17 protein-coding genes are annotated in these 23610 nt (G+C 67.5%); 11 read left to right on the top strand and 6 right to left on the bottom strand.

The genetic code is table 11. The features are described 5' to 3' along the window. Nucleotides 1-7: 7 nt before the first annotated feature. Nucleotides 8-1267, bottom strand: coding sequence for an MFS transporter (locus tag CLM73_RS15505; protein ID WP_234015641.1), 1260 nt, complete (start codon nucleotides 1265-1267; stop codon nucleotides 8-10). Nucleotides 1268-1509: 242 nt separating this feature from the next. Here CLM73_RS15505 and CLM73_RS15510 point away from each other — a divergent pair, with 242 nt between their 5' ends. Beyond that, nucleotides 1510-2760, top strand: a complete 1251-nt coding sequence (locus tag CLM73_RS15510) for an NnrS family protein (protein ID WP_105239185.1) — start codon at nucleotides 1510-1512, stop codon at nucleotides 2758-2760. Between the two features lie 20 nt (nucleotides 2761-2780). Here the strand turns inward: CLM73_RS15510 and CLM73_RS15515 are convergent, their stop codons facing one another. Next, entirely contained in the window at nucleotides 2781-3737 is a 957-nt protein-coding gene (locus tag CLM73_RS15515; RefSeq protein WP_105239186.1) for a molecular chaperone DnaJ, read from the bottom strand. A gap of 151 nt (nucleotides 3738-3888) precedes the next feature. Here CLM73_RS15515 and CLM73_RS15520 point away from each other — a divergent pair, with 151 nt between their 5' ends. The 7 genes from CLM73_RS15520 (at nucleotide 3889) to CLM73_RS15550 (ending at nucleotide 15765) form a co-directional block, all read left to right on the top strand. Further along, complete coding sequence (locus CLM73_RS15520; RefSeq protein ID WP_105239187.1) at nucleotides 3889-5076, top strand: efflux RND transporter periplasmic adaptor subunit; 1188 nt, start codon at nucleotides 3889-3891, stop codon at nucleotides 5074-5076. Then, a complete protein-coding gene (locus CLM73_RS15525) occupies nucleotides 5073-8153 on the top strand; it encodes a multidrug efflux RND transporter permease subunit (protein WP_105239188.1) in 3081 nt (1026 codons plus the stop codon). The genes CLM73_RS15520 and CLM73_RS15525 overlap by 4 nt, the downstream gene beginning before the upstream one ends. Then, nucleotides 8150-11212 carry an efflux RND transporter permease subunit gene (locus CLM73_RS15530; RefSeq protein ID WP_105239189.1) on the top strand — a complete coding sequence of 1021 codons (3063 nt, stop codon included), beginning with the start codon at nucleotides 8150-8152 and terminating at the stop codon, nucleotides 11210-11212. Before CLM73_RS15525 ends, CLM73_RS15530 begins: the two co-directional genes overlap by 4 nt. 265 nt (nucleotides 11213-11477) lie before the next feature. Next, nucleotides 11478-13037, top strand: coding sequence for an efflux transporter outer membrane subunit (locus CLM73_RS15535; protein ID WP_105239190.1), 1560 nt, complete (start codon nucleotides 11478-11480; stop codon nucleotides 13035-13037). Next, nucleotides 13030-14220, top strand: a complete 1191-nt coding sequence (locus CLM73_RS15540; protein ID WP_105239191.1) for an HlyD family secretion protein — start codon at nucleotides 13030-13032, stop codon at nucleotides 14218-14220. Before CLM73_RS15535 ends, CLM73_RS15540 begins: the two co-directional genes overlap by 8 nt. After that, the gene (locus tag CLM73_RS15545) at nucleotides 14210-15271 is read left to right on the top strand and encodes a DUF2955 domain-containing protein (RefSeq protein ID WP_105239192.1); all 1062 of its coding nucleotides are present in this window, start codon (nucleotides 14210-14212) and stop codon (nucleotides 15269-15271) included. Before CLM73_RS15540 ends, CLM73_RS15545 begins: the two co-directional genes overlap by 11 nt. Then, on the top strand, nucleotides 15268-15765 hold the full coding sequence (locus CLM73_RS15550; protein ID WP_199778151.1) for a transporter suffix domain-containing protein: 498 nt from the start codon (nucleotides 15268-15270) through the stop codon (nucleotides 15763-15765). Before CLM73_RS15545 ends, CLM73_RS15550 begins: the two co-directional genes overlap by 4 nt. Nucleotides 15766-15771: 6 nt before the next feature. Here the strand turns inward: CLM73_RS15550 and CLM73_RS15555 are convergent, their stop codons facing one another. After that, on the bottom strand, nucleotides 15772-16686 hold the full coding sequence (locus tag CLM73_RS15555) for a LysR family transcriptional regulator (RefSeq protein ID WP_105239193.1): 915 nt from the start codon (nucleotides 16684-16686) through the stop codon (nucleotides 15772-15774). Nucleotides 16687-16798: 112 nt separating this feature from the next. Here CLM73_RS15555 and CLM73_RS15560 point away from each other — a divergent pair, with 112 nt between their 5' ends. Further along, entirely contained in the window at nucleotides 16799-18217 is a 1419-nt protein-coding gene (locus CLM73_RS15560) for a M20 family metallopeptidase (RefSeq protein WP_105239194.1), read from the top strand. Nucleotides 18218-18235: 18 nt separating this feature from the next. Then, complete coding sequence (locus CLM73_RS15565; RefSeq protein WP_105239195.1) at nucleotides 18236-19216, top strand: Bug family tripartite tricarboxylate transporter substrate binding protein; 981 nt, start codon at nucleotides 18236-18238, stop codon at nucleotides 19214-19216. A gap of 45 nt (nucleotides 19217-19261) precedes the next feature. On the opposite strand, the gene CLM73_RS15570 is transcribed toward CLM73_RS15565, so the two are convergent. From CLM73_RS15570 to CLM73_RS15580, 3 genes are all read right to left on the bottom strand, one after another. Further along, nucleotides 19262-19768: a YSC84-related protein gene (locus CLM73_RS15570; RefSeq protein WP_234015642.1), complete on the bottom strand. Its 507-nt coding sequence runs from the start codon at nucleotides 19766-19768 to the stop codon at nucleotides 19262-19264. A 190-nt stretch (nucleotides 19769-19958) separates the two neighbouring features. Then, complete coding sequence (locus tag CLM73_RS15575; protein ID WP_105239197.1) at nucleotides 19959-22334, bottom strand: catalase; 2376 nt, start codon at nucleotides 22332-22334, stop codon at nucleotides 19959-19961. A gap of 12 nt (nucleotides 22335-22346) precedes the next feature. After that, the gene (locus CLM73_RS15580) at nucleotides 22347-22961 is read right to left on the bottom strand and encodes a hypothetical protein (protein ID WP_105239198.1); all 615 of its coding nucleotides are present in this window, start codon (nucleotides 22959-22961) and stop codon (nucleotides 22347-22349) included. A 284-nt stretch (nucleotides 22962-23245) separates the two neighbouring features. Here CLM73_RS15580 and CLM73_RS15585 point away from each other — a divergent pair, with 284 nt between their 5' ends. Next, complete coding sequence (locus tag CLM73_RS15585) at nucleotides 23246-23596, top strand: DUF3325 domain-containing protein (RefSeq protein ID WP_105239199.1); 351 nt, start codon at nucleotides 23246-23248, stop codon at nucleotides 23594-23596. The last annotated feature ends 14 nt before the right edge of the window (nucleotides 23597-23610 follow it).

Genomic DNA, 23610 nt, shown 5'->3' on the forward strand with positions numbered 1-23610 from the left:
GGGTGGGTCAGGCGGCTTGTTGCCGCGCGATGGCCGCGCTTTCGGGCCGGAAGCTGAAGTGCATGAAGATGAGCGAGACGCAGACCGTGCCGTACAGCAGCATGAAGGCGCTGGAGCGGATGCCGGTCAGGTCGAGCAGGACGCCGAACATGATGGGAAGAATGAAGCCGCCCAGGCCGCCAGCCAGCCCGACGATGCCGGACACGGCGCCGATGTTGTCGCTGAATTCATCGGAAATGAACTTGAAGACGGAGGCCTTGCCGACCGCCATGGCGATGCCGACGATGAACAGCAGGATGGTGAAGGTGACCGGGCCAAGCGCGATGCCGAAGGAACGCGGGCCGCCGGCGGTCATGACGGTGAACTCGGTTTGGGGGTAGCTCAGGAGGAAGAACGCGACCCAGCACACCCACATCACCCACCACGTGGTCTTATAGGCGCCGTAGCGGTCGGAAATCCAGCCGCCCACCGCGCGCAGCACGCCGCCGGGCAGCGAGAAGCATGCGGCCAGGAGCGCGGCCAGCTTCATGTCGAAGCCGTATTCGCCGATGTAGTACTTGGTCATCCACAGCGCCAGGGCCACGTAGCCGCCAAACACGACCGAGTAGTACTGGCAGTAGCGCCAGACGCGCGGGTCCTTGAGCATGGCGAACTGGGCGGACAACGATGCGCCGCCCGCGACGCGGTGCGAGGGATCGGACGACGAGAACATCCAGAACAGGATCGCGGTGACCAGCAGCGCCACGGCATACACCTGCGGCACGATGACCCAGGACCCGGCGGCTGCCGCGATCAGGGCGGGCGCCACGAACTTGGTGATGGCCGACCCCGAGTTGCCGGCGCCGAAGATGCCCATGGCCAGGCCCTGCTTGTTGCGCGGGAACCAGCGCGCTACGTAGGGCGTGCCCACCGAGAACGAGCCGCCGGTCAGGCCGACGAACAGCGCCAACACCAGGAACTGCCAGTATTCCGTGGCGTACGACAGCAGCCAGATCGGCACCACGGCCAGCAGCATCAGCACGAAGAACACGGGGCGGCCGCCGTAGCGGTCGGTCCAGATGCCAAGCGGCACCCGCACGAGGGAGCCGGTCAGGACCGGCATGGCGGCCAACAGGCCGAATTGCGTTTCAGACAGGCCGAGCTGGGTCTTTATGGGAATACCCAGCACGGCGAAGATCATCCAGACCGCGAAACAGATGGTGAAGGCAAACGTACTGGATATCAGGACCCGCATCGGCGCGCCGGCCGAGGATTGATGTGCTGCCATGATTGGTCTCGCTTTTTGCTGACAAATACGTATGTGGGTAGCCTACGGAGGCCACCCTTCCCTCACCATTCCCCAGCCGACCAAAGGGCCATTTCCGAAGTGCCTAGTCATGCGGGTGTTCTGGACAGCCTTGCGCTGGATCAAGCTGGCGCATCGCGCCGGGATGCGGCCAGAGTTAATATGTATTTCAAATACACATTCAAACCCGCAACGCGGCGCACCCTGCGCGCACTGGTCACACCATGAGCACCCTGCTTTCCATTGAAGAACCCGCAAAGAAGCCGCGCCTCGCGCCACCCGAATGGCGCGCGTTCACCGAAATGGGATTTCGCCCGCTATACCTGGCGGGCTGTTTTTGGGCCCTGCTCTCCGTGATGCTGTGGGTGCATGCGCCGGCGCGGCTGACCGGCGTGCTGAACGGCATGTTCTGGCATGCGCATGAAATGCTCTGGGGCTTTGTCGCCACCATTGCCGTGGGTTTCCTGCTGACGGCAGGCGCCAACTGGACGGGCAAGAATCCGCTGCGCGGCAACCCGCTTGCTGCCTTGTGCGGGCTATGGATCGTGGCGCGGGTCGGCTATCTGGTGCCGGGGCGCCCGGCGTTTGCCATTGCGGCGGCTGCCGACCTGCTCTTTTTCCTGTGGGCAGCCGGGGCGCTGGGACGCGCCGTGGCGGTCACCCGCAACCAGCGCAACTATGGCGTTCCCTTGCTGCTGCTGGCGCTGGGCGCGACCAACGGGCTGTATCTGTGGGCAACGGTCCAGGGCGACTACGTCACGCTGATGCGCTTTTTCAACGCCGGCCTGCTGTCGATGGCCGTGCTGACCCTGCTGATCGCACGGCGCGTCATGCCCTTTTTCGCCAAGCGCGCCGTCGCCGGTCTGGACATTCCGCCCCATACCAGGAGCGGCCATTGGCAGCTTGGGTTTGGCGTCGTCGCCATCGCCTGCCTGCTGGCCGGCGTGCAGCAGGTCGCCGCGGCGGCGCTGGCCGCAAGCGGCGTGATCGCGCTGGTGCAGTGGGTGTCCTGGAAACCGTGGGCCGTGCGGCGCGTGCCGCTTCTGTGGATTCTCTATGCCGGCTATCTGGGTCTGGGCATCGGGCTGCTGGTGGGCGCAGCCCAATTGGCGGGCTTTGTCGTCCGGCAGGCGTGGCCGGCCCACGTCATTGGCGTGGCGGGATTTTCGGTGCTGATTCTGGGCATGGTGACGCGCACCGCGCTCGGCCACCTGGGCCGGCCGCTGCACACGGACCGCAGCATGGTCGTGAGCTACGCGCTGATGATCCTGGCGGCGTTGCTGCGGCTGGCGGCGCTGTTGCCAACGGCCGCCACGCTGGGCCTGCTGCATGCGTCGGCCACGGCGTGGGCGCTGGCCTTGGGACTGTACCTGTGGCGGTTCTTCCCGATGATGATTCGCCCCCGCGCTGACGCGGCGGCCAAGCAGGCGGCGCCGGTCATGCGGGTGATGCCGGTGTCGCGCCCCAAAAGCTGAGACGCGTCACGACCGCTGCATCAGGAACGATCTTCGCGCCGTTCCATCGCGGCCACTTCCCGGCGCATTGCCTTGAGCCACGCCTTGAGCAGGGATTCATCCGAGAACTGCATGATTTCGTGCTCGAGCTCCTGGATGTACTCCTGGAGATCCTTGAGATCGTCGTCCAGTTCGCCCATCACCGCGTCCGGTTCGAACGTGGCGAACGGGTCGAGTTCGTAGCGCAGCTTGAAGCCTTCCTCGGCGAACTGCAGCTGGCTCAGCACGTCGTCGAGCTGGGCGGTGAGCACCGCATTGGTCTCTTGCAGCCGATCATCCGGGATGTCGGCCGCGGCCTGCACCTCGGCACGCAGGGCGGGATCCTGGGCGGACTGGGCCTGGCGCGCGCGTTCCGCTTCCTGCAAGGCCTGCCATGCGACCGGGTTCGTCACGGCCGGAATCTTGACGACGCGCGCGTATTCCAGCAGTTCTTCAGCGTCCTCGTCTTCGTACTGGTCCTGGATGATCTGCAGCAGCTGCATGGGCGACATCGAGTTCAGGTCGGCCACGTCCAGATCCAGCGCATCGGCCAGTTCCTGGCCCGCACTTTCGGTCAGTTCGGCCAGGTTGGCGTCATAGTCCGACCCGCGGTGCTTCTTGTAGAGCGTCTTGAGGCGCGCGGTGTCGCAACCGGCCGGCAGCTCGCTCTTGGTGGCCAGCACCAGCAGCTCTTCCGAGAATTCCGTGACCAGCTCGGAGACGAACTCGCGCTCGGCCTTGGACAGGCCCATTTCCTTGTACGCATGGTCAAAGCACAGCACCAGCTTGTAACGAAGCTGGTTGAGCTTTTCTTCGAGCGGCCGCAGCGTCTCGGTGTACTTGCGCTGGTAATCGGCTTCGATCGACTGCCATTGCGCCAGCCGGGCCCGTTCGGCCGCCAGGCGTTCCTGAAGGCGACCACATAATTCACGCTGACTTTCGAAGGATTCTTTGCTCATGACCCACTCCTCTTGCAAACCGGGGTATTGAAAACAGCCGCCACTCTAAACGATACGCGCAAACCCTTCTTGAAAATCAGCGTCAATAACGCTAATCATTATTATTAATATAGAATCTCGGCTGTCCGCTATCCCTTGCCTGGCAGCCCTGATGTCCCTGCGCTTCCTAGCGGGCCCCACCCCCTCACGCAAACGCCTGATCCTGATCGCGGCCGCCCTGGCGCTGGCCCTGCTGATCGGTGCGGCGGTCTGGCTGGCGGGCAATAAAGGCCCCGCCGCTCCTCCTCCCCCCAACTATGGGAAGCTTCCCGTCGCGGTGAGCGTCGCCGCCGCGCGCACCGGCCCGTTGCAGCGCGACTTGCACGCGCTGGGCACCATCACGCCGCTGGCGCAGGTGACCGTGCGCAGCCAGGTCGATGGCGAACTGATCAAGCTGCACTACACCGAAGGCCAGGCCGTGGCGCAAGGCCAGTTGCTTGCCGAGATAGATCCGCGCCCCTTCCAGACTGCGCTGGCGTCGGCCGAAGGCGAGCTGGCGCAGACGCAGGCGCTGCTGGACAACGCCGAAGCGGACCTGCGGCGCTATCGCAAGCTGGCGCGGCAGGAAGCCGTGGCCGGCCAGCAGCTTGATACGGCCGAGGCGCAGGTGCGCATGTACACCGCGCAGCGCCAGAAGAACCAGGCGCAGGTCGCCGACGCCCGCCGCCTGCTCAGCCACACGCGCATCGTGGCGCCGCACGCCGGGCGCGTGGGCTTGCGGCGCGTGGATGCCGGCAACCACGTGCGCGCGGCAGACGCCGACGGCCTGACCACGCTGGTGCAGATGGCGCCCACCTCGGCCCTCTTCAGCATCCCGGAGACCCGCCTGGACATCCTGCGGCAGGCGCAAGCGAAAACGCCCGTGTTGCGCGTGCAGGCCTGGGACGCTGACGAGCGCCGCATTTTGGCCGAAGGCACGCTCGAGGCGTTGGACAACCGCATCCAGGCGGCCAGCGGCACGGTACGGCTGCGCGCCCGCTTCGACAATGCCGACGAGTCGCTGTTTCCCAATCAGTTCGTGAATATCCGGCTGGCCGTCGTGCAGCAGGATGACGTCGTGACCATACCCACCGCCGCGGTGCAATTCGGCTCCGAAGGGTCGTTCGTGTTCGTCATCGGCGACGACAATCGCGCCACCCGCCGCGTGCTGAAACTGGGTCCGGCGAACGCAGGCCGCATCGTGGTGCTGACGGGCCTGGCCGCCGACGAGCGTGTGGTGGTCGAGGGCGTGGACCGCCTGCACGACGGACGCGACGTGCAGATCGTCGAGGCGCCAAGCGAGGATAAGGAACCCGCATGAGCCTGTCACGCCCCTTCATCCTGCGCCCGGTCGCCACGTCGTTTCTCATGATCGCCCTGCTGCTGTCGGGCATCCTGGCCTGGCGCCTGCTGCCCGTGGCCGCGCTGCCGCAGGTCGACTACCCCATCATTCAGGTCACCACGCAGTATCCGGGCGCCAGTCCTAACGTCACGGCACGCGCGGTCACCGCGCCGCTGGAACGGCGCTTCGGGCAGATACCGGGTCTGAAGCAGATGTCGTCCACCAGCGGCAGCGGCATCTCGGTCATCACGCTGCAGTTTGCGCTGGACGTGCCGCTGGGCGTGGCCGAACAGGAAGTGCAGGCGGCCATCAGCGCCAGCGATTCGCTGCTGCCCAACGACTTGCCCACCCCGCCCGTGTACCGCAAGGTCAACCCGGCGGACGTGCCGATCCTGACGCTGGCCGTCACATCGGATTCCCTGCCCCTGCCCAAGGTCTACGATCTGGTGGACACGCGCATGACGCAGCGGCTGTCGCAGCTGTCGGGCGTGGGCATGGTCAGCCTGGCGGGCGGACAGCGCCCGGCCGTGCGCGTGCAGGTCAATCCGATGGCGCTGGCCGCGCGCGGCCTGCAGTTGTCGGACGTGCAGGAGGCGATCGCCAAGGCCAATTCCAATCAGCCCAAGGGCAGTTTTGACGGCCCCGTGCGGTCCGTCATCATGGACGCCAACGACCAGTTGCAGAGCGCCGAGGAATACCGCGACCTGATCGTCGCCTGGAAGAATGGCGCGCCGGTACGGCTGGGCCAGATCGCAACCGTGGAGGACGGTGCCGAGGACCGCTACCTGGCCGCGTGGGTCGACAAGCAGCCCGCCGTGCTGGTGAACATTCAGCGTCAGCCCGGCGCCAACGTCATTGCGGTGGCCGACCAGGTCAAGGCGCTGCTGCCGCAACTGACGGCCAGCCTGCCCGCCGCCGCGCAAGTGCGCATCCTGACGGACCGCACCGAGAGCATCCGCGCATCGGTGCGCGGCGTGCAATGGGAACTGGCGTTTGCCGTGGGGCTGGTGGTGCTGGTGACCTTCCTGTTCCTGCGCAACCTGCCCGCCACGCTGATCCCCAGCCTGGCCGTGCCGCTGTCCCTGATCGGCACCTTCGGGTTCATGTACCTGGCCGGCTTTTCCACCAACAACCTGACGCTGATGGCGCTGACCATTGGGGCGGGCTTCGTGGTGGACGACGCCATCGTCATGCTGGAGAACATTGCACGCTACCGCGAACAAGGCCATAGCCCGATGGCGGCCGCGCTCAAGGGCGCGGGGCAGATCGGCTTCACGCTGGTGTCGCTGACCCTGTCGCTGATTGCGGTGCTGATTCCGCTGCTGTTCATGGAAGACGTGGTGGGCCGGCTGTTCCGAGAGTTCGCCATTACGTTGGCCGTGGCCATCTTGATATCGCTGGCGGTTTCGCTGACGCTGACGCCGATGATGTGCGCGCGCTTGCTGCCGGCGCACGAGCCGTCGCGTCCCGGCCTGCTGGACCGCTTGCAGGTGCGCTACGCCGGCTGGCTGGACGTGACCCTGCGCCACCAGCGGCTGACGCTGCTGGCGATGCTGGCGACCGTGGTGCTGACCGGGCTGCTGTATCTGGCGGTGCCCAAGGGCTTCTTTCCGGCGCAGGACGGCGGCGTGCTGCAAGGCGTGACGCAGTCGGCGCAGAGTACGTCGTTTGACGCCATGTCGCGCCGCCAGCAGGCGGTGGCGGAAAGCCTGCTGGCCGATCCCGACGTCGCCACCCTGTCGTCCTTCATCGGCATCGACGGCATGAACGCCACGCTGAACACCGGGCGTCTGCTGATCAACCTGAAGCCCTGGAACGAACGCAGTGCGCCGCTGGCGGACATCATGGCTCGGCTGGATGCGCGGGCGCGCGAGGTGAACGGCATCTCGCTATTCCTGCAACCCGTGCAGGAACTGAATATCGAGGATCGCGTCAGCCGCGGCCAGTATCAATTCAGCCTGACCTCGCCCGACAGCGCGCTGCTGTCGCGCTGGACCACCGCGCTGATGCAGCGGCTGGCGCAGGCGCCCGAGCTTGCCGACGTGTCTTCCGATTTGCAGGGCGGCGGCCGCCAGGCCTATCTGGAAGTGTCGCGCGACGCCGCCGCGCGCCTGGGCGTCACGATGGACGACGTGGCGCAGGCGCTATACAACGCGTTCGGCCAACGTCAGGTCGCCACGTTGTTCACGCAATCCAACCAGTACCGCGTGGTGCTGGAAGTGGACCGCACGATGGCGACCAGCCCCGAGGCGCTGGAACGCATCCACCTGCAGACGGAAAACGGGCAGGCCATTCCGCTGTCCGCCCTGGCCACTATCAGCGAGCGCGCCGCGCCGCTGGCCGTGAATCACCTGTCGCAGTTCCCCGCGGTGAACCTGTCCTTCAACTTGCCGCCGGGCGGATCGCTGGGCGAAGCCATTGCTGCGATTGAAGCCGCCAAGCAGGAAATCGGCATGCCCGAAAGCGTCGAACTGCGCCTGCAAGGCGCGGCCTCGGCCTTCGAGGCGTCGCTGTCCAACACCTTGTGGCTGATGCTGGCCGCGGTGGTGACCATGTACCTGGTGCTGGGCATGCTGTACGAAAGCGCCATCCACCCGGTCACCATTCTGTCCACCCTGCCCTCGGCGACCGTCGGCGCGCTGCTGGCGCTGCTGATCACTGGCCGGCCGCTGGACCTGATCGCCGTCATCGGCATCATTCTGCTGATCGGGCTGGTCAAGAAGAACGGCATCATGATGGTCGACTTTGCGCTGGAGGCCGAGCGCACGCGCGGCCTGGACCCGCAGGCCGCCATCCGCGAGGCCGCGCTGCTGCGCCTGCGCCCCATCCTGATGACGACGCTGGCCGCGCTGTTTGGCGCGCTGCCGCTGATGCTGGCGACGGGTTCCGGCGCCGAGCTGCGCCAGCCGCTGGGGTGGGTCATGGTCGGCGGGCTGCTGGTCAGCCAGGTGCTGACGCTGTTCACCACGCCCGCCGTGTACCTGTTCTTTCACCGGCTGGGCCACCGCCGCGCTGACGCCGCGCCGGCAGCCAACGCCGAAGGCCCGGTGAAATGATCCGGGCGTTGCTGCATCGGCCGGTCGCCTGCATTTTTCTGGCGCTGGCGCTGACGCTGCTGGGCGCCGTGGCGTGGCGCCTGCTGCCGGTGGCGCCGCTGCCGCAGGTGGACTTTCCGACCATCGAAGTGCGCGCCGACCTGCCCGGCGCCAGCCCCGAAAGCATGGCCAGCACCGTCGCCGCGCCGCTGGAACGGGCGCTGGGCAGCATCGCGGGCGTCAGCTCGATGAGCTCGTCAAGCAACCAGGGCTCGACGCGCGTGCAGCTGCAATTCGACCTGGACCGCAACATCGACGAAGCCGCCCGCGACGTGCAGGCCGCCATCAATGCCGCGCGCGCCGAACTGCCGGCGGGCATGCCCGGCAATCCCAGCTATCGCAAGGTCAATCCGTCCCAGGCGCCCATCATGGCGTTGGCGCTCAGTTCCTCCACGCGTCCCGCCGGCCAGCTTTACGACCTGGGGTCCACCGTGCTGGCGCAGAAGATCTCGCAGATCAGCGGCGTCGGTGAAGTGACGATGGGCGGCAGCTCGCTGCCGGCCGTGCGCGTCCAGGTCAATCCGAATGCGCTGGCGCATTACGGCGTGGCGCTGGACGACGTGCGCGAGGCGATATCGAACGCCGCCCCCATGGGCCCGCAGGGCCAGCTTGATTCGGCCGGTCAGCGCTGGGAAGTCGGCACGCCCGAACAGCCACGCCATGCCCAGGACTACGACAGCCTTATCGTGCGCTACCAGGACGGCGCCGTGATCCGGCTGTCGCAGGTGGCGCGCGTCAGCGATTCGGTCGAAAACCGGTACAGCAGCGGCTTTCACAACCGCAATCCGGCGGTGGTGCTGACCATCAGCCGGCAGCCGGGCTCGAACATCATCGAGACCATCGACGCCATCAACCAGGCCCTGCCGGGCCTGCGCCAGCTGATGCCGGCCGACGTCGATCTGACCGTGGCGCTGGACCGCTCGCCGGGCATCAAGGCGACACTGCGCGAAGCGCACATCACCCTGGCGTTGGCCGCCGGGCTGGTCATCCTGGTGGTGTGGCTGTTTCTGGGCAACGCGCGTGCCGCCGCCATACCCAGCGTGGCGATTCCGGTCTGCCTGATCGCCACCTTTGCCGTCATGTACGCGTGGGGTTTTTCGCTGAACAACCTGTCGCTGATGGCGCTGATCGTGGCCGCCGGGCTGGTGGTGGACGACGCCATCGTCGTGCTGGAAAACATCTCGCGTCACCTGGAGCGCGGCCTCACGCCGGTCAAGGCCGCGCTGCGCGGCGTGCGTGAGGTCGGCTTCACGCTGGTCGCCATGACCGTGGCGCTGAGCGTCGTGTTCGTGTCGATCCTGTTCATGGGCGGCCTGGTGGAGCGGCTGTTCCGCGAGTTTTCGATCACGCTGGTGGCCGCTACCGTCATCTCGCTGGTCGTGTCGGTAGCCATCATTCCGGCGCTGTGCGCGCGCTGGCTGCGGCCCGTCAGCCACGTTGCGGCCAAGCCCTCGCACATGCAGGCGGTGTTTGCCCGCATCCACGACTGGTATGGCGTGTCGCTATCGCGCGTGCTGGGCCACGCGCGCCTGACGTTGCTGCTGCTGGCCGGCGTCGTCGGGCTGAACGTCTATCTGTATGTCCAGGCGCCCAAGGGCTTTCTGCCGGTGCAGGACACCGGCCAGCTCATGGGCTTCGTGCGCGGCGACGACGGGTTTTCGTTTCAGGTCATGCAGCCCAAGATCGACCAGTACCGGCAGCTCGTGCTCAAGCACCCGGCCGTCGACGACGTCATCGGCTACAACGGCGGCGGTCTGGGCATCAGCAACTCGCTGTTCCTCATCCGCTTGAAACCCGCCGCCGAACGCAAGGAGTCGTCCACCGAGGTCATCAACTGGATGCGCACGAACGCGCCGGCGGTGCCGGGCGGCATGTTCTTTTTGAACGTGGACCAGGACCTGCGCATGCCCGGCGGCTTTGGCAATTCCGGCGACCATGAACTGGCGATCATGGCCAGCGACGTGCCGGCGCTGCGAGAGTGGTCGCGCAAGATATCGAAGGCGATGCAGGAGATCCCCGAACTGCGCGATGTCGACGCACAAGGCGACGGCGCGACGCAGCAGGTCGTGATCGACATCGACCGTAGCGCGGCGCAGCGCCTGGGCGTGGACATGGACACCATCAGCAGCGTGCTGAGCAATTCATTCAGCCAGCGCCAGGTGGCCACGTTGTACGACGCCATGAACCAGTACCGCGTCGTGCTGGAACTGGACCCGCGCTATACCGAGGACCCGGAGGTCCTGGAACAGGTGCACGTGGTGGCCGCCGATGGCAACCGCGTCCCGCTGACCGCGTTCGCCACCTACGACAACGGGCTGGTCAACGACCGCGTTTATCACGACGGCCTGTTTGCCGCGGTGTGGGTCGGATTCTCGCTGGCGCCGGGCGTGTCGCTGGAACAGGGCCTGGCCGCCATCGACGCCGCGACCGCGAAGCTGATGGTGCCCTCTTACATCCAGACCCGCCTGGGCGGCGATGCGCGCAACTTCCAGCAGAGCCTGCAGGACCAGCCCTGGCTGATTCTGGGCGTGCTGGTCGCCATCTATCTTGTGCTGGGCATTCTGTACGAAAGCCCGCTGCACCCGCTGACGATCCTGTCCACGCTGCCGTCGGCCGGTGTCGGGGCGCTGCTGGCGCTGCGGCTGGCAGGCATCGAGTTCACCCTGATTGCGCTGCTGGGGCTGTTTCTGCTGGTGGGCATCGTCATGAAGAACGCCATCCTGATGATCGACTTTGCTCTCAGCCTGGAGCGGCGCGAGAACCTGACGCCCGAGCAGGCCATCCACCGCGCCGCCATGCTGCGCCTGCGGCCCATCGTCATGACCAATCTGGCGGGCCTCTTGGGCGCCCTGCCCTTGGTGCTGGGCATGGGCGAAGGGTCGGAACTGCGCCGCCCGCTGGGCGTCGCCATCGTCGGCGGACTGATGATCAGCCAGTTTCTGACGCTGTATACGACGCCGATCGTGTATCTGGCGCTGGAGCGCCTGCGCCGGCTGGGCTGGCGCCGCCGCACCGCCTGACCGGCGCGTTCTGCCGGGCTGGCCCCCCCGTATCTTCCCGCTAGCCGGAAAATAAAAAGCTCAATAGAATCGATTGGCACGCTGACGCAACCCGCCCGATCCGGTCCGGCGCTCTTTCCCGCCGCCGGGGACGTGGCTGCTGCCCGCGATGCCGGCGCGACCGCAACGACACCGTCGCCGCCGAGCTTTCCGGCGTTCGCGGTGCGGGCACCATCGGGCCGTCACCGGGGACTTGCAGTTTGGCCTCTGACAGACCTGGTGCCCAATGTGGCCGATGACTTGTTCGAATCGACTGCTGCTGACCGGCGTGCTGTGCCTGGGCGGTTGCGTGCAGGGGGGGCCCGACTTCGAGCCTCAGCGTGTCGACTGGTCCAGCCAGTGGGACACGCCGGCGCTGCAACAGGCCACCGTCGAAGGCTTCCAGCCGGACGCCCGGCAGTGGTGGCGCATCTTTGACGATCCCGTTCTTGAATCCCTGATCGCGCAAGCCGACGCGCACAATCCCGGCGTGCAGGTGGCCGGCCTGCAGATCATGGAGGCTCGCGCCCAGTTGGGCATTGCCCGCAGCGGGCTGTATCCGCAATCGCAGGTCGTCGGCGCGGACGCGCTTTACCAGCACCGGTCATCGCGATCGTCCGAAGGCAATCCGCGGCCCAGCAGCTTCTGGCAGTACAGCGCGGGCTTCAGCATCGGCTGGGAGCTGGATTTCTGGGGCCGTTTCAGCCGCGCCGTCGAGTCGGCGGACGCCGCCTACTTCGCGGCCGAGGCCAATCGCGAAGACGTATTGGTGCTGCTGCACGCGCAGGTCGCCGAAAGCTATTACGCGCTGCGCACGGCCGAGGCGCGGCTGCGCATTGCCCGCGACAATGCCGCCATCCAGAAGCGCAGCTACGAAATCACCGAGCGCCTATTTACCAGCGGCGAGACCGACGAACTGGATCTGCAGCAGGCGCGCACGCAGTACCTTGGCACCCTCAGCACCATCCCGGAATTCGAAAGCCAGATTGCGCGCACCCGCAACGCGCTGGCGGTGCTGGTGGGCAAGCCGCCCGGCCCGATGCCTGAACTGCCCGACCTGGCGGCCCGCGAGGCCGTGATCCCGCTGATTGACCGGGCCGTGCTGCAGGACGTGCCGGCCAACCTGCTGCTGCGGCGTCCGGACATCCGCGCCGCCGAGTTGCGGATCGCGGCGCAGTCCGCGCAGGTGGGCGTGGCCAAGGCGGACCTCTACCCCTCGTTGACGCTGCTGGGCAGCATCGCCTGGACCGCCACGTCTTTGGCCGGCACGTCGGGCGGTGCGGCGCTGTTTGCCGGTCCCAGCCTGACCTGGAACGTGTTCGACCACGGCCGGATCACCAACACGGTGCGGCTGCAGGACGCCCGGCTGCAGCAGCTCATCGTGATCTACCAGGACGCCGTGCGCCAGGCCGCGCGCGAAGCCGACGACGCCGCCACGGGACTGATCAAGGCGTTGGAGCGCGACGGCATCCTCTATGACTCGGCGCTGGCGGCCAAGCGTTCGTTGACGCTGGCGACCGCGCTGTACCGCGAGGGCTATTCCGACTTTCAGCGGGTGCTGGACGCCCAGCGCGCGCTGGCGACGCAGCAGGACACCTATCTGGTGAACCGGGGCAATGCCGTGCGCGACCTGATCGCGCTGTACAAGGCGGTAGGCGGCGGCTGGTACAGCGACCAGCCGGTCATCGATCCCGCCACGCAAGACCAGATGCAGCGGCGCACCAACTGGGGCGACCTGCTGTCTGAGGCCGGGCGGCCCGCCCCGGCGTCCGCGCTTTCCAAGACCACGAGGCGATCCGATGACTAGTCCCAGGCCTGCGCCACCGGCGGCCAGCGCCGCGTCCGCGGCGAGACCTGCCTCATCGGGCCGCACCGCCCCGCCCGAGCCGCCCCCACCGCCGGCCGCCCCGCCGCCGCCCGCGGATCCCGCCAAGAAGGGTGTCCGCTGGGTCCTCGTGGTGATCGTGATCAGCCTCGTCTGGTATCTGCTGGCGGACCGCTACACGCCGTACACCCAGCAGGCGCGGGTGGAGGCCTTTGTGGTGCCCGTGGCATCCGAAGTGGCGGGCCGGGTCACGCAGGTTCATGTGCGCAACAACCAGGATGTGAAGTCGGGCGCCGTGCTGTTCGACATCGACCCCGAGCATTACCGGATTGCGCTAGACCGCGCCCGGGCCGACCTGGACGCCACGCGCCGCCAGATCGGCGCCAGCACAGCCGGCATCGATGCGGCCCAGGCGTCCCTGCGCGCGGCGCAAGCCAACGAAGTCCGCGCACGCCAGGACAGCACGCGCCTGGAGCGCCTGTACCGCGATGACCAGGGCACGATCTCGCTGCGCCGGTTGGAGATCGCGCGGGCCAATCTGGCGCAGGCGGTCAGCCAGGTCGCGGCCGCGCGCGCCGAGGTGCAGCGCGCGCGCGAGCAGGAAGGCGGCAGCGAGGAAGACAACGCCAAGCTGCGCAGCGCCGCCGCCGCCGTCGAAAAGGCCGAACTGGACCTGGCCAACACGCAGGTGCGCGCACCTGCCGCCGGCCTGGTCACCGACCTGCGCACCGACGCCGGGCAGTTCGCCGCAGCAGGCAAGCCCGTGATGACGCTGATCGCCATTCACGATGTGTGGATCAACGCGGAAATGACGGAGAACAATCTGGGGCACGTCGTCCCCGGCACCCCGGTTGCCATCATCCTGGACGCGCTGCCCGGACAGGTGTTCGAAGGCCGGGTGCGCAGCGTGGGCTATGGCGTGAACGTCGGCACGCCCACGCAGCCCGGCAGCCTGCCGACCGTGCAGAACAGCCGCGACTGGCTGCGGCCCGCCCAACGCTTTCCGGTCGCCGTCGACCTCGCTCCCGGCCAACTCCCCTCCTTGCGCGGCATCCGGGTGGGCGGCCAGGCCGAAGTCATGGCGTTTCCCCACCCCGGCAATCCGCTTAATCCCCTGGGCCGCGTGTATCTGCGGCTGATGAGCTGGCTTTCCTATGCCTACTGACGCCACTCCCGCCCCGCGCGACCCCCGCGGCCAGCGCGCCCTGCGCCTGGGCGTGGGGACGGCCCTGTGCCTGGCCGTCAGCTTTGGTCTGGACATGCCGATCCCGATGATCGCGCCGGTGCTCGGGGTGTTCCTGCTGGTGCAGATGAACCGGCCGCTATCGCTGAAGGCCGGACTGGGCCTGGCGCTGGTGGCGCTGTTCACCACGGGCAGCGGCCTGCTGCTGATCCCGCTGCTGCGCTACTACCCCGCCGGCGGCGTGCTGATTGTCGGCCTGTGCCTGTTCCTGGCGTTCCGCCATGGGCTGCGCGGCGGCAACAACCTGGTGTCGACGTTTCTCATCATCGGCCTGACCATGATTTCGGCGGCAGGCACGCTGGACTTCGGCCTGGCGGTGACGGTGATCGAGGCGCTGGTCAAGGCCCTGCTGCTGGCCGCGCTGGTGCTGGGCGTCTGCCACGCATTATTTCCCGAACCGCCCGGCCTGCCTGCGCCCCCGCCCCCGCCCGTTCTGCCCGCCGCCGAGGCCAGCCGCATGGCCCTGCGCGCGGCGCTGGTCGTGCTGCCGGCCTTTCTGCTGGCGATGGCCGATCCGCTGGTCTACATGCCCATCATCCTGAAGGCGGTCAGCCTGGGCCGCCAAAGCTGCGTCACGGCGGCGCACGGGGCGGCGCGCGAGATCCTGGGCTCGACGCTGCTGGCCGGCCTGCTTGCGGTGGCGTTCTGGATCGCGCTGCGGCCATTTCCCAGCCTGTGGATGTATTTCCTGTGGATGCTGCTGTTTGCGCTGGTGATGGCCAGAAAGCTGTATCGGCTAACTCCCACGCCGCATCCGCCCAGCTTCTGGCTGAACACCCTGATCACGCTGATCATCCTGCTGGGCCAGTCGGTGCAGGACAGCGTGGCGGGCAAGGACGTGTACACGGCGTTTGCCGTACGCATGGGACTGTTCATCACCGTCACCCTGTATGCCTGCCTGATGCTGCAGTTGCTTGAGCCCCGGCCGCGCGCACAACGCAATTTCCCCCCCCTTGCAAGGAGACCGCCATGAGTGTCCAAGACATGCCAACCCAACCCGCGCCGGCGATGGGCTGGCGCTTCAAGTGCGGAATCGCGATCTTCATCCTGGCCTTCGCGCTGTGGTTCCTGATCCCCATCGGCGCCGCGATGGACATTCCCGGATCGCGCATCGCGGCGCTGACCGGCGCCATCTTCATCGCCAACAAGGTGCTGCTCATCACCTGCATCGCCGTCATGGGCAAAGAGGGGTTCCAGCAGCTCAAGGCGATCATCGGCGGTCATGCCAAAAAGCTGGCGCCCGTGCAGAAGGTGGGCCCCGTGCGTCACGCCATCGGCATGGTGATGTTCATCCTGCCGCTGCTGACGTCGATGCTGGAGCCTTACGTCGATCAGATCTGGCCCGGCTTCCGGCCGCGCTTGTGGCAGGCGCAACTGCTGGGCGACGTCATGCTGGTGGCCAGCTTTTTCGTGCTGGGCGGCGATTTCTGGAACAAGCTGCGCGCGTTGTTCGTGAGATCGGTGTGAAGGGGACTAGTCTGAATCTGGCGCCCGAGGCGCGGCGGTGAGCCGACGCGCCATGAAGGCCAGAAACGCCTTGGCCAATGGCGGCAAGGTGCGGCCTTGCAGCGTCACGGCCTGGATGCTGCGTTGGCGCATCTCGGGGTTGCTGAATGGCACGGCAACCAGCTCGGCGCCTTGCGGATCGCCCATCAGCGTCAGGTAGCCCGACAGGGCCACGATCTGGCTGCCCGGCAGCATGGGCAGGAAGGCCGCCGAATGGTTGGACACATACGCCGGCTCGATGTGCAGACCCGCATTGGCGCAGCCGGCGTCAAAAAGCTGCCGCACGGTCGTCCCCGGGTCGCCCACCGACACCGGCACGTCCGTCAGGTCGCGCAGGCTGATCGAGCGGCGGCTGGCGAGCGGATGCTGCCGGCACATCACCGCGTACACCGGCGCCCGGGTCAGCAGTTCGGTCTTCAGCCGGTCGTCCTGCGCCACGGTGTAATGCAGCGCGATTTGCGACAGGCCTTCCAGAATCAGACGAATGACCTCTTCGGGGCGGTCCACCTGCAAGTGAAAGCGCGCCTCGGGCCGCATCTGCTTGAAGTCGGCCATGCACATGGGCAGGAAGCGATGTGCGAACCCCTCGCTGCAGGCCAGCCGGATGGTCACGTCCCCCAGCGCGCTGCGACGGCGGATGTCGGTGGTGACGCGCTCGGCCTCCAGTGCGGCGGCCTGGGCGTAGGCCGCGAGCTGGCGGCCGGCCTCGCTGAGCGCCATGCCGCGCGCCTGGCGCTCGAACAGCACGATGCCCAGGCTGTCCTCCAGCTTGGCGATCTGCCGGCTGACGGCGGAGGCGGCCACATGCTGGGCCGATGCCGCGCCCGCGATCGAGCCGCAGCGGGCGACTTCCAGGAAATATCTCAGACCCAGCGAAATCATGGTTGACTCCGTTCGCGATGCCTAAATAGCAACGCTCAAGTGCGAAATATCTAATTGTGGCACGCGACGAAGCGTAATAACTTTGTGCCTCCTTACCGCAGCCGGAGCCGCCGTGACCCGCGAAAAAGCCATCCTCCACGCCGTAGAAGCCTTTGACAACGGCGACCTGCTAGCCACGCTGGCGCGACGCGTCGCCTTCGCGACCGAAAGCGAAGTGCCTGACCAGGCCCCGGCGCAGCACGCCTATTTGAACGACGAACTGGTCCCGCGGCTGGCGGCACTGGGATTCTCCTGTGAAGTCCACGCCAATCCGGCAGGCGTCGATCTGCCGATCCTGGTGGCCCGCCGCATCGAAGCGCCCGGACTGCCGACGGTCCTCATGTACGGCCACGGCGACGTGGTGCGCGGCAACGCCGCCAAGTGGGAAGCCGGTCGCGACCCATGGCGATTGCAGGTCGAAGGCGACCGCTGGTACGGACGCGGCACGGCCGACAACAAGGGCCAGCATTCGATCAACCTGGAGGCCATGGCGCGCGTGATCGCCGCGCGCGGCGGCGCCCTGGGATTCAACACCACCTGGCTCATCGAGACGGGCGAAGAAGCGGGTTCGCCCGGTCTGTCCGCCTTCTGCGACGCGCAGCGCGACCTCCTGGCCGCCGACGTATTCATCGCCAGCGACGGCCCCCGCTTGAATGCCGCGCGGCCGACCCTGTTCATGGGCTCGCGCGGGGCCGTCAACTTCGAACTGAAGCTGCGCGCCCGCGAACGCGGTTATCACTCCGGCAATTGGGGCGGACTGCTGGCCAATCCCGCCATCCGCCTCATGCACGCCATCGGCTCGCTGGTGGACGCCAAGGGGCGCATCACCGTCCCCGGATTGCGCCCGCCCCCCATTCCCACCGCAGTCGCCGAGGCCCTGGCCGACCTGGAAGTCGGCGGCGGCGAAGACGACCCGGACATCAACGCGTGGTGGGGCGAGCCCGGCCTGTCCGCGCCCGAGAAAGTCTTTGGCTGGAACAGCCTGGATGTCCTGACCTTCGGCGCGGGCGACCCGGCCAAGCCCGTGAACGCCATTCCGCCCGAAGCCGTGGCCTGGTGCCAGTTGCGTTTCGTGGTCGGCACCGACTGGCGCGCGTTGCAGGCACACGTAACCGAGCACCTGCGCCAGGGCGGATTCGACGACGTCGAGGTCCGCGTCGGCATGCAGGCGGGCGCGACGCGCCTGTCGCCCGACAGCCCGTGGGTGCGCTGGGCCGCCGCCTCGCTGGAACGCACTACCGGCAAGCGCCCGGCGCTCCTGCCCAACCTGGGCGGGTCCCTGCCCAACGACATCTTTGCCGACCAACTTGGCCTGCCCACCCTGTGGGTGCCCCACTCCTATCCCGCCTGCGCGCAGCACGCGCCAAACGAGCATCTGCTGGGCAGTGTCGCCCGCGAAGGCCTGGCCATCATGGCCGGCCTGTTCTGGGACCTTGGAGACCACGGCGCTGCCGTGCGCGAGCAAGCCGTCCCCTCTTCCGCCACCGCCTGACCCTGACCGAGTCCCCTCATGACCGCTAGATTCCGCACCGCACTGTTGGCGTTCACCCTCGCCGCCACCGTCCATGCCGGCGCCGCGCATGCCGCATACCCGGACCAGGCCATCAAGATCGTCGTGCCGTTCACGCCGGGCGGGGCCACCGACGCCGTCGCCCGCCTGCTCGCCACCCAGCTGTCAAACAAGTTCGGCCAGCCCGTCATCGTGGAAAACCGCCCCGGCGCGTCGACCGTCATCGGCGCGGATGCCGTGGCGCGCGCCAAGCCCGACGGCTACACGCTGATGCTGTCGGGCAGCACCACCTACACCGTGCTGCCGGCGCTCAAGCCGTCGCTGTCCTACGATCCCACGCGCAGCTTCGAGCACATTGGCATCGTTGCGATGGCGCCCGTCGTGCTGCTGGCCCAGAACGGCCTGGCCGCGACGACGCCCCAGGAGGCGGCCGCGGCCGCACGGCAGCAAAGCGCCAAGGGCGGTCTGATGTACGGCACGTTCGGTCCCGGCTCCGCCCCTCACCTGACTGGCGAGATGTTCGCGCAGGCCGCCGGCGCCAAGATGATGCCGGTGCCGTACAAGGGCAGCGCGCAGCTCATCACCGCCCTGATCGGCGGCGAGATCGCGCTGGGTGTTGACACGGTGTCGGCGTCGGCGGCGCAGGTCCGCGCGGGCAAGGTCCGGGCGCTGGCGGTCACCGGCGAACAACGCATGCCGCAACTGCCCGACGTCCCGACCTTCGCCGAGGCAGGCATGCCGGACGTGTCCTTTGTAGGCTGGTATGGCCTGGTGGCGCCGGCGCAGACGCCGGGCCCGGTCGTAGACGCGCTGAACCGCGCCGTTTCGGAAATCATGCAGGACGAGCAGGTCCGCAAGACCGTCTCGGACCTGTCGCTGGTTCCCGTGTTCATGCCCGGCCAACCCTTCCGCGACCAGATCGCGAAGGAAGTCACAACGTTCAGCGGCATCGCCACGCGCGCCGGCATCACCCTGGACTGAACACGCGCTGGCGCGAGCGGGCAACGCGGCCCGCCCGCGCCGCGATCAGTTCGGATCCATGCGGCTGATCTTGGATCCCTGCAGACCCATCCCCGCCATCAGTCCCTGCTCGCCGAACGGCACCGCATACACGTCCTGCGTCAGAGTCGTGGTGTTGATGCTGGCGGCGTAGCCCTGGTCCACCACGACCAGGCTGGGGCCCGCCCCCAGCGCCCAGCCGTCGCTCTGATTCAGATACGCCAGCGCTGGCTCGTTCATGAAGAACAGCGCGTACGAAAATTGCTGCGCGCCCGCCTGCAATCCGAACGACAGCGCCGAGATCGAATAAAAGCCTTCGACCTGTCCGCGCTGGATCAGCGCGCCCGAGCCGCGCTCGCCGCCCACCAGGAAGCCGCCCTTGATGATGTTGGGAAACACCAGGACGGCGACGGCCTTCTCGCCAAGTGTGCGCATGCGCGGATCCTGGGCGTAAAGCTGCTCCAGCGCCGCCATCGCATCGGCGCTGATCTCGGCCGCCGAGGCGGCCCGCGCGGGCGGGGAGAAGCTGATCAAGGCGGAAAAAGTCAAAAGGCTGGCGCAAAGCCAGCCAAGGAATTTCACAGGCAACACGGACGCGCGGTTCATACGGCCTCCCCGGTTAAGAAGGGCGAGCGCCGATTGCGCTCGCCCGACCTGCCGGCTCAGTATTCGCAGCCGCCCCGCGGGTGTCAATGGTCCGTTCTTACCCGTGCGGGCGCGCCCCTCATACCTTGGGCGGCGTCGTCTCCCGCTCCGGATGGCGGTGTTTGCCCAGCGCCGCGATGAACGCCTTCGGATCTTCCCCGCCCAGCAGCAGGCCGCCGTCGTTTGCATCCGGATCGATGCCCGCCGCGGCGTACACCTGCACGCCATCGCCGATGCCCATCAGCGTCTTGCCATGCCGGTAGGCATCGCGCAGGAATTCCAGCGCCCGTCCGTCGGCCGCAAGGAGTGCCGCGGCGTCAGCGCCACCCGCCACCACCGCCCCGTCGAACACCCCGGACGGATGATTGTCCAGCGACGCATCCGCATCGAACGCGCTGCCCTCGGCGGTCTGGACGGGACCGATGCGCTGACCCACCAGCCGCACGACGGCGCCCGCCTGAATCAGCGCGTCAGCCACGGCGGACACGGTCTTGCCGTCGACTCCGTCGGCCGCCAGGATCGCAACCTTGCGCGTGGCCACGCTGCCATCGCCCGGCCGCGCCGTCAGCGATAGCGATGGCGACACCTGCACCTCGGGCTTGGGCGGATTCTTCGTGGCGCGCGGCAGCGGGTCCGGCAGCGCCATGCCAAGCTGATCGGCCACCCCTTGCGCCAGCTCGTCCGACACGTTGCGCAGGGACGCCACCATGCGCTGGCGGATCTGCGGCACCGTCACCTTGCTGAGCTCGAACGCAAAGGCGTCGACGATGTGCTTGCGCTCCCAGGCGGTCTGGCTGTCGTAGAACAGCGTGGCCTGGTTGTAGTGCTCGGCAAACTTCTCGGGATGCCCGCGCAGCTCATCGCTCGTCACCGGCTCCGGGAACGACACGAAGCCGTCCATGCCCGCCTGGAACGGACAGCCGCCGGCCAGGGAATTGGGCTCATAGGCCACCCGGCCGCGATGAATGGTCTGCCGGTGCATGCCGTCGCGCTGGTTGTTGTGCACCGGCGCCAGCGGCGAGTTGATGGGAATCTCGTGGAAGTTCGGCCCCCCCAGGCGCGAGATCTGCGTGTCGACGTAGGAATGGATGCGGCCCGCCAGCAAAGGGTCATTGGTGAAGTCCACGCCGGGCACCACGTGCGCGGCGCAGAACGCCACCTGCTCGGTCTCGGCAAAGAAGTTGTCGGGGTTACGGTCCAGCACCATGCGGCCAATCGGCACGACCGGCACCAGTTCCTCGGGCACGATCTTGGTGGCGTCCAGCACATCGAAGCTGAAGCCATCCGCCTGATCGTCGGTGAAGACCTGCACGCCCAGTTCCCATTCGGGACCATGACCCGCGTCGATCGCTTCCCACAGGTCGCGGCGGTGATAGTCCGGGTCCGCGCCCGAGACCTTGACCGCCTCGTTCCACACCTGCGAATGCGTCCCCAGGATCGGATTCCAATGAAATTTCACCAGCCGCGATTCGCCCTGCGCGTTGACGAAGCGGAACGTATGCACGCCAAAGCCCTGCATCATCCGGTAGCTGCGCGGAATCCCACGGTCGGACATCGCCCACATCAGCATGTGCGTGGACTCGGGCATGAGCGACACGAAGTCCCAGAAGGTGTCGTGCGCGGACGCGGCCTGCGGCATGCCATGGTGCGGTTCGGGTTTGACGGCGTGGACCAGGTCGGGAAATTTCATCGCGTCCTGGATGAAGAACACCGGCATGTTGTTGCCCACCAGGTCCCAGTTGCCCTCGTCCGTGTAGAACTTCACGGCAAAGCCGCGCACGTCGCGCGCCGTGTCCTTGGACCCGCGCTCGCCGGCCACGGTCGAAAAGCGCACGAAGACCGGGGTGCGCTTGCCGGCCTCGGCGAACAGCGAGGCCGCGGTCAGGTCGGTCAGCGGCTTGTAGCACTCGAAATACCCGTGGGCCGCCGAGCCGCGCGCGTGCACGATGCGTTCGGGGATGCGCTCATGGTCGAAGTGCGTGATCTTCTCGCGAAGGATGAAGTCCTTCAGCAGCGCCGGCCCGCGCAGCCCCGCCTTCAGCGAATGCTGGTTGTCGCTGACGCGCACGCCCTGGTTGGTGGTGAGCTCCTGGCCGCCGCCGTCCGCCCGCACGCGCGGCAGTGTGCCGTCGACCTGGTTCACGCCAGGCGTGGCGGCGTCGCCCGTCTTGTCCGAGACTTCCTTCTCGGACAGCGAACTCGCGCCGACGGCGGGATCCACCGTGCCCACGTGCGCGCCCGCGAAGGGACAGCGCGCGGCCTGCTCGCCGTACTCTGCTTCCTTGTTGGCGTTATGGGGGAAGGCGCCCGTCGTGGCGCCCACCGCGGCCGCGCGTTGCAGCGCGGGATGCGAGGGCTTGCCGGCCGGTCCGTTGGCCGGACCGCTGTCGGTATTCATGTAGGCGGTGTCGAGCGCGCCGCCCGAGCCGGCCTTTGCTGGCTTCTTGCTTGCCATGGTTCTTTCTCCTTAATGCGTCAGCATCGTGTCGCGTGCCTGCTCGGCGCGGGACGCACCGATGGCGGTTTCCACTTTCTTTACCTCTTCGGGCGGCGGCAGCACGGCCGGGAAACCCAGCGATTCGATCCACAACTCCCGCGACCAGCCCTGCGTGTGATAAAGGTGATGGTCTTCGTCGGTGGCCACGGCGTCGTAGGCCTGCTTCAGAATCTTGGCTTCCTCGCCCGACTGCTGCTCGGCAATCAGCCCGATTAGCGACCAGTTGGCGTGGTCCTTGGTCTCGGCCAGCACCACGCATTCGGTCGCCACCAGCTGGGCCGCGTCCGGGTCGCCGGCATTGATGGCCATCTTCATTGCCCGCACCAGCGATTCGCCCAGGTGCCGCACCACGTCACGGCCCGGCGACTTGGCCTGCGGATCGAGCTTCAACTGTTCGAACACCGTCAGCAGCACGCGGCGATGGGTGCGGGTCTCTTCCAGGTAGCCCAGCCATTCCTTCTTCAGGTCTTCGTTGATGGCACAGCTGACCGCGGTCTCGTAAATGGCAAGGCCGCCGATCTCGGTTTCCAGCGCCTGGTAAAGCAGCTCCTTGATCTGGCGGGCGTTTCCGGCTTTGCGTTTCATGGTTGGGCTCCTTGTCGTAGGTCATCAACGATGCGCACGGCGGCAATCGTTTCCGATGGAGGCGCGTTCACAGCAAATCGCGTTCCTGATGCCGAGGCTGCGGTTCCGGGTCAGGCGTCTGGCGCCCTCGCCGGGCGGGCGGCTCCAGCGCCGTGCAGAAAATACAAAGCCCCGCGCGCCGGACGCCTTGCGTATTCCCGTAGAATCGGGGGCATTACCCACAACAGCGCAAGGGCGTCGCGCCCCCCGGCAGGCACAGCGACCCGCGCAAGAAGCGCAGCCGTATGACGATGAATGACCTCTGCGCCATCGCGATGGCCCTGCTGCTGACCTACGCCGGCATGGCCTGCCTGGCCCTCGCCACCCCCCGCCACTATCACCAGGTCTGGACACGCGATCCGCACGCCGGCCACACGCGCGTGCTTCGCGGCGCCGGAGTCCTGCTGATGGGCCTGGCGATCCTTCCCTGCGTCGGCCTGTGGGGCGATGTGCTGGGCATGGCGGTCTGGCTGGGCTGGCTGTCCGCCGGTGCGCTGCTGTGGTTCGGCCTGCTGTCCTGGGCCCCGCGTCCTGCGGCGGGCACGGCAGCGGTGGCGGTTGCGATTTCCCTGTTGGGCGTGAGCCTCGGCTTCTGATCCGGCCGGGCCCG

The sequence above is a fragment of the Achromobacter spanius genome, assembly GCF_002966795.1.
In the GTDB taxonomy this organism is placed as follows: Bacteria; Pseudomonadota; Gammaproteobacteria; order Burkholderiales; family Burkholderiaceae_B; genus Achromobacter; species Achromobacter spanius_D.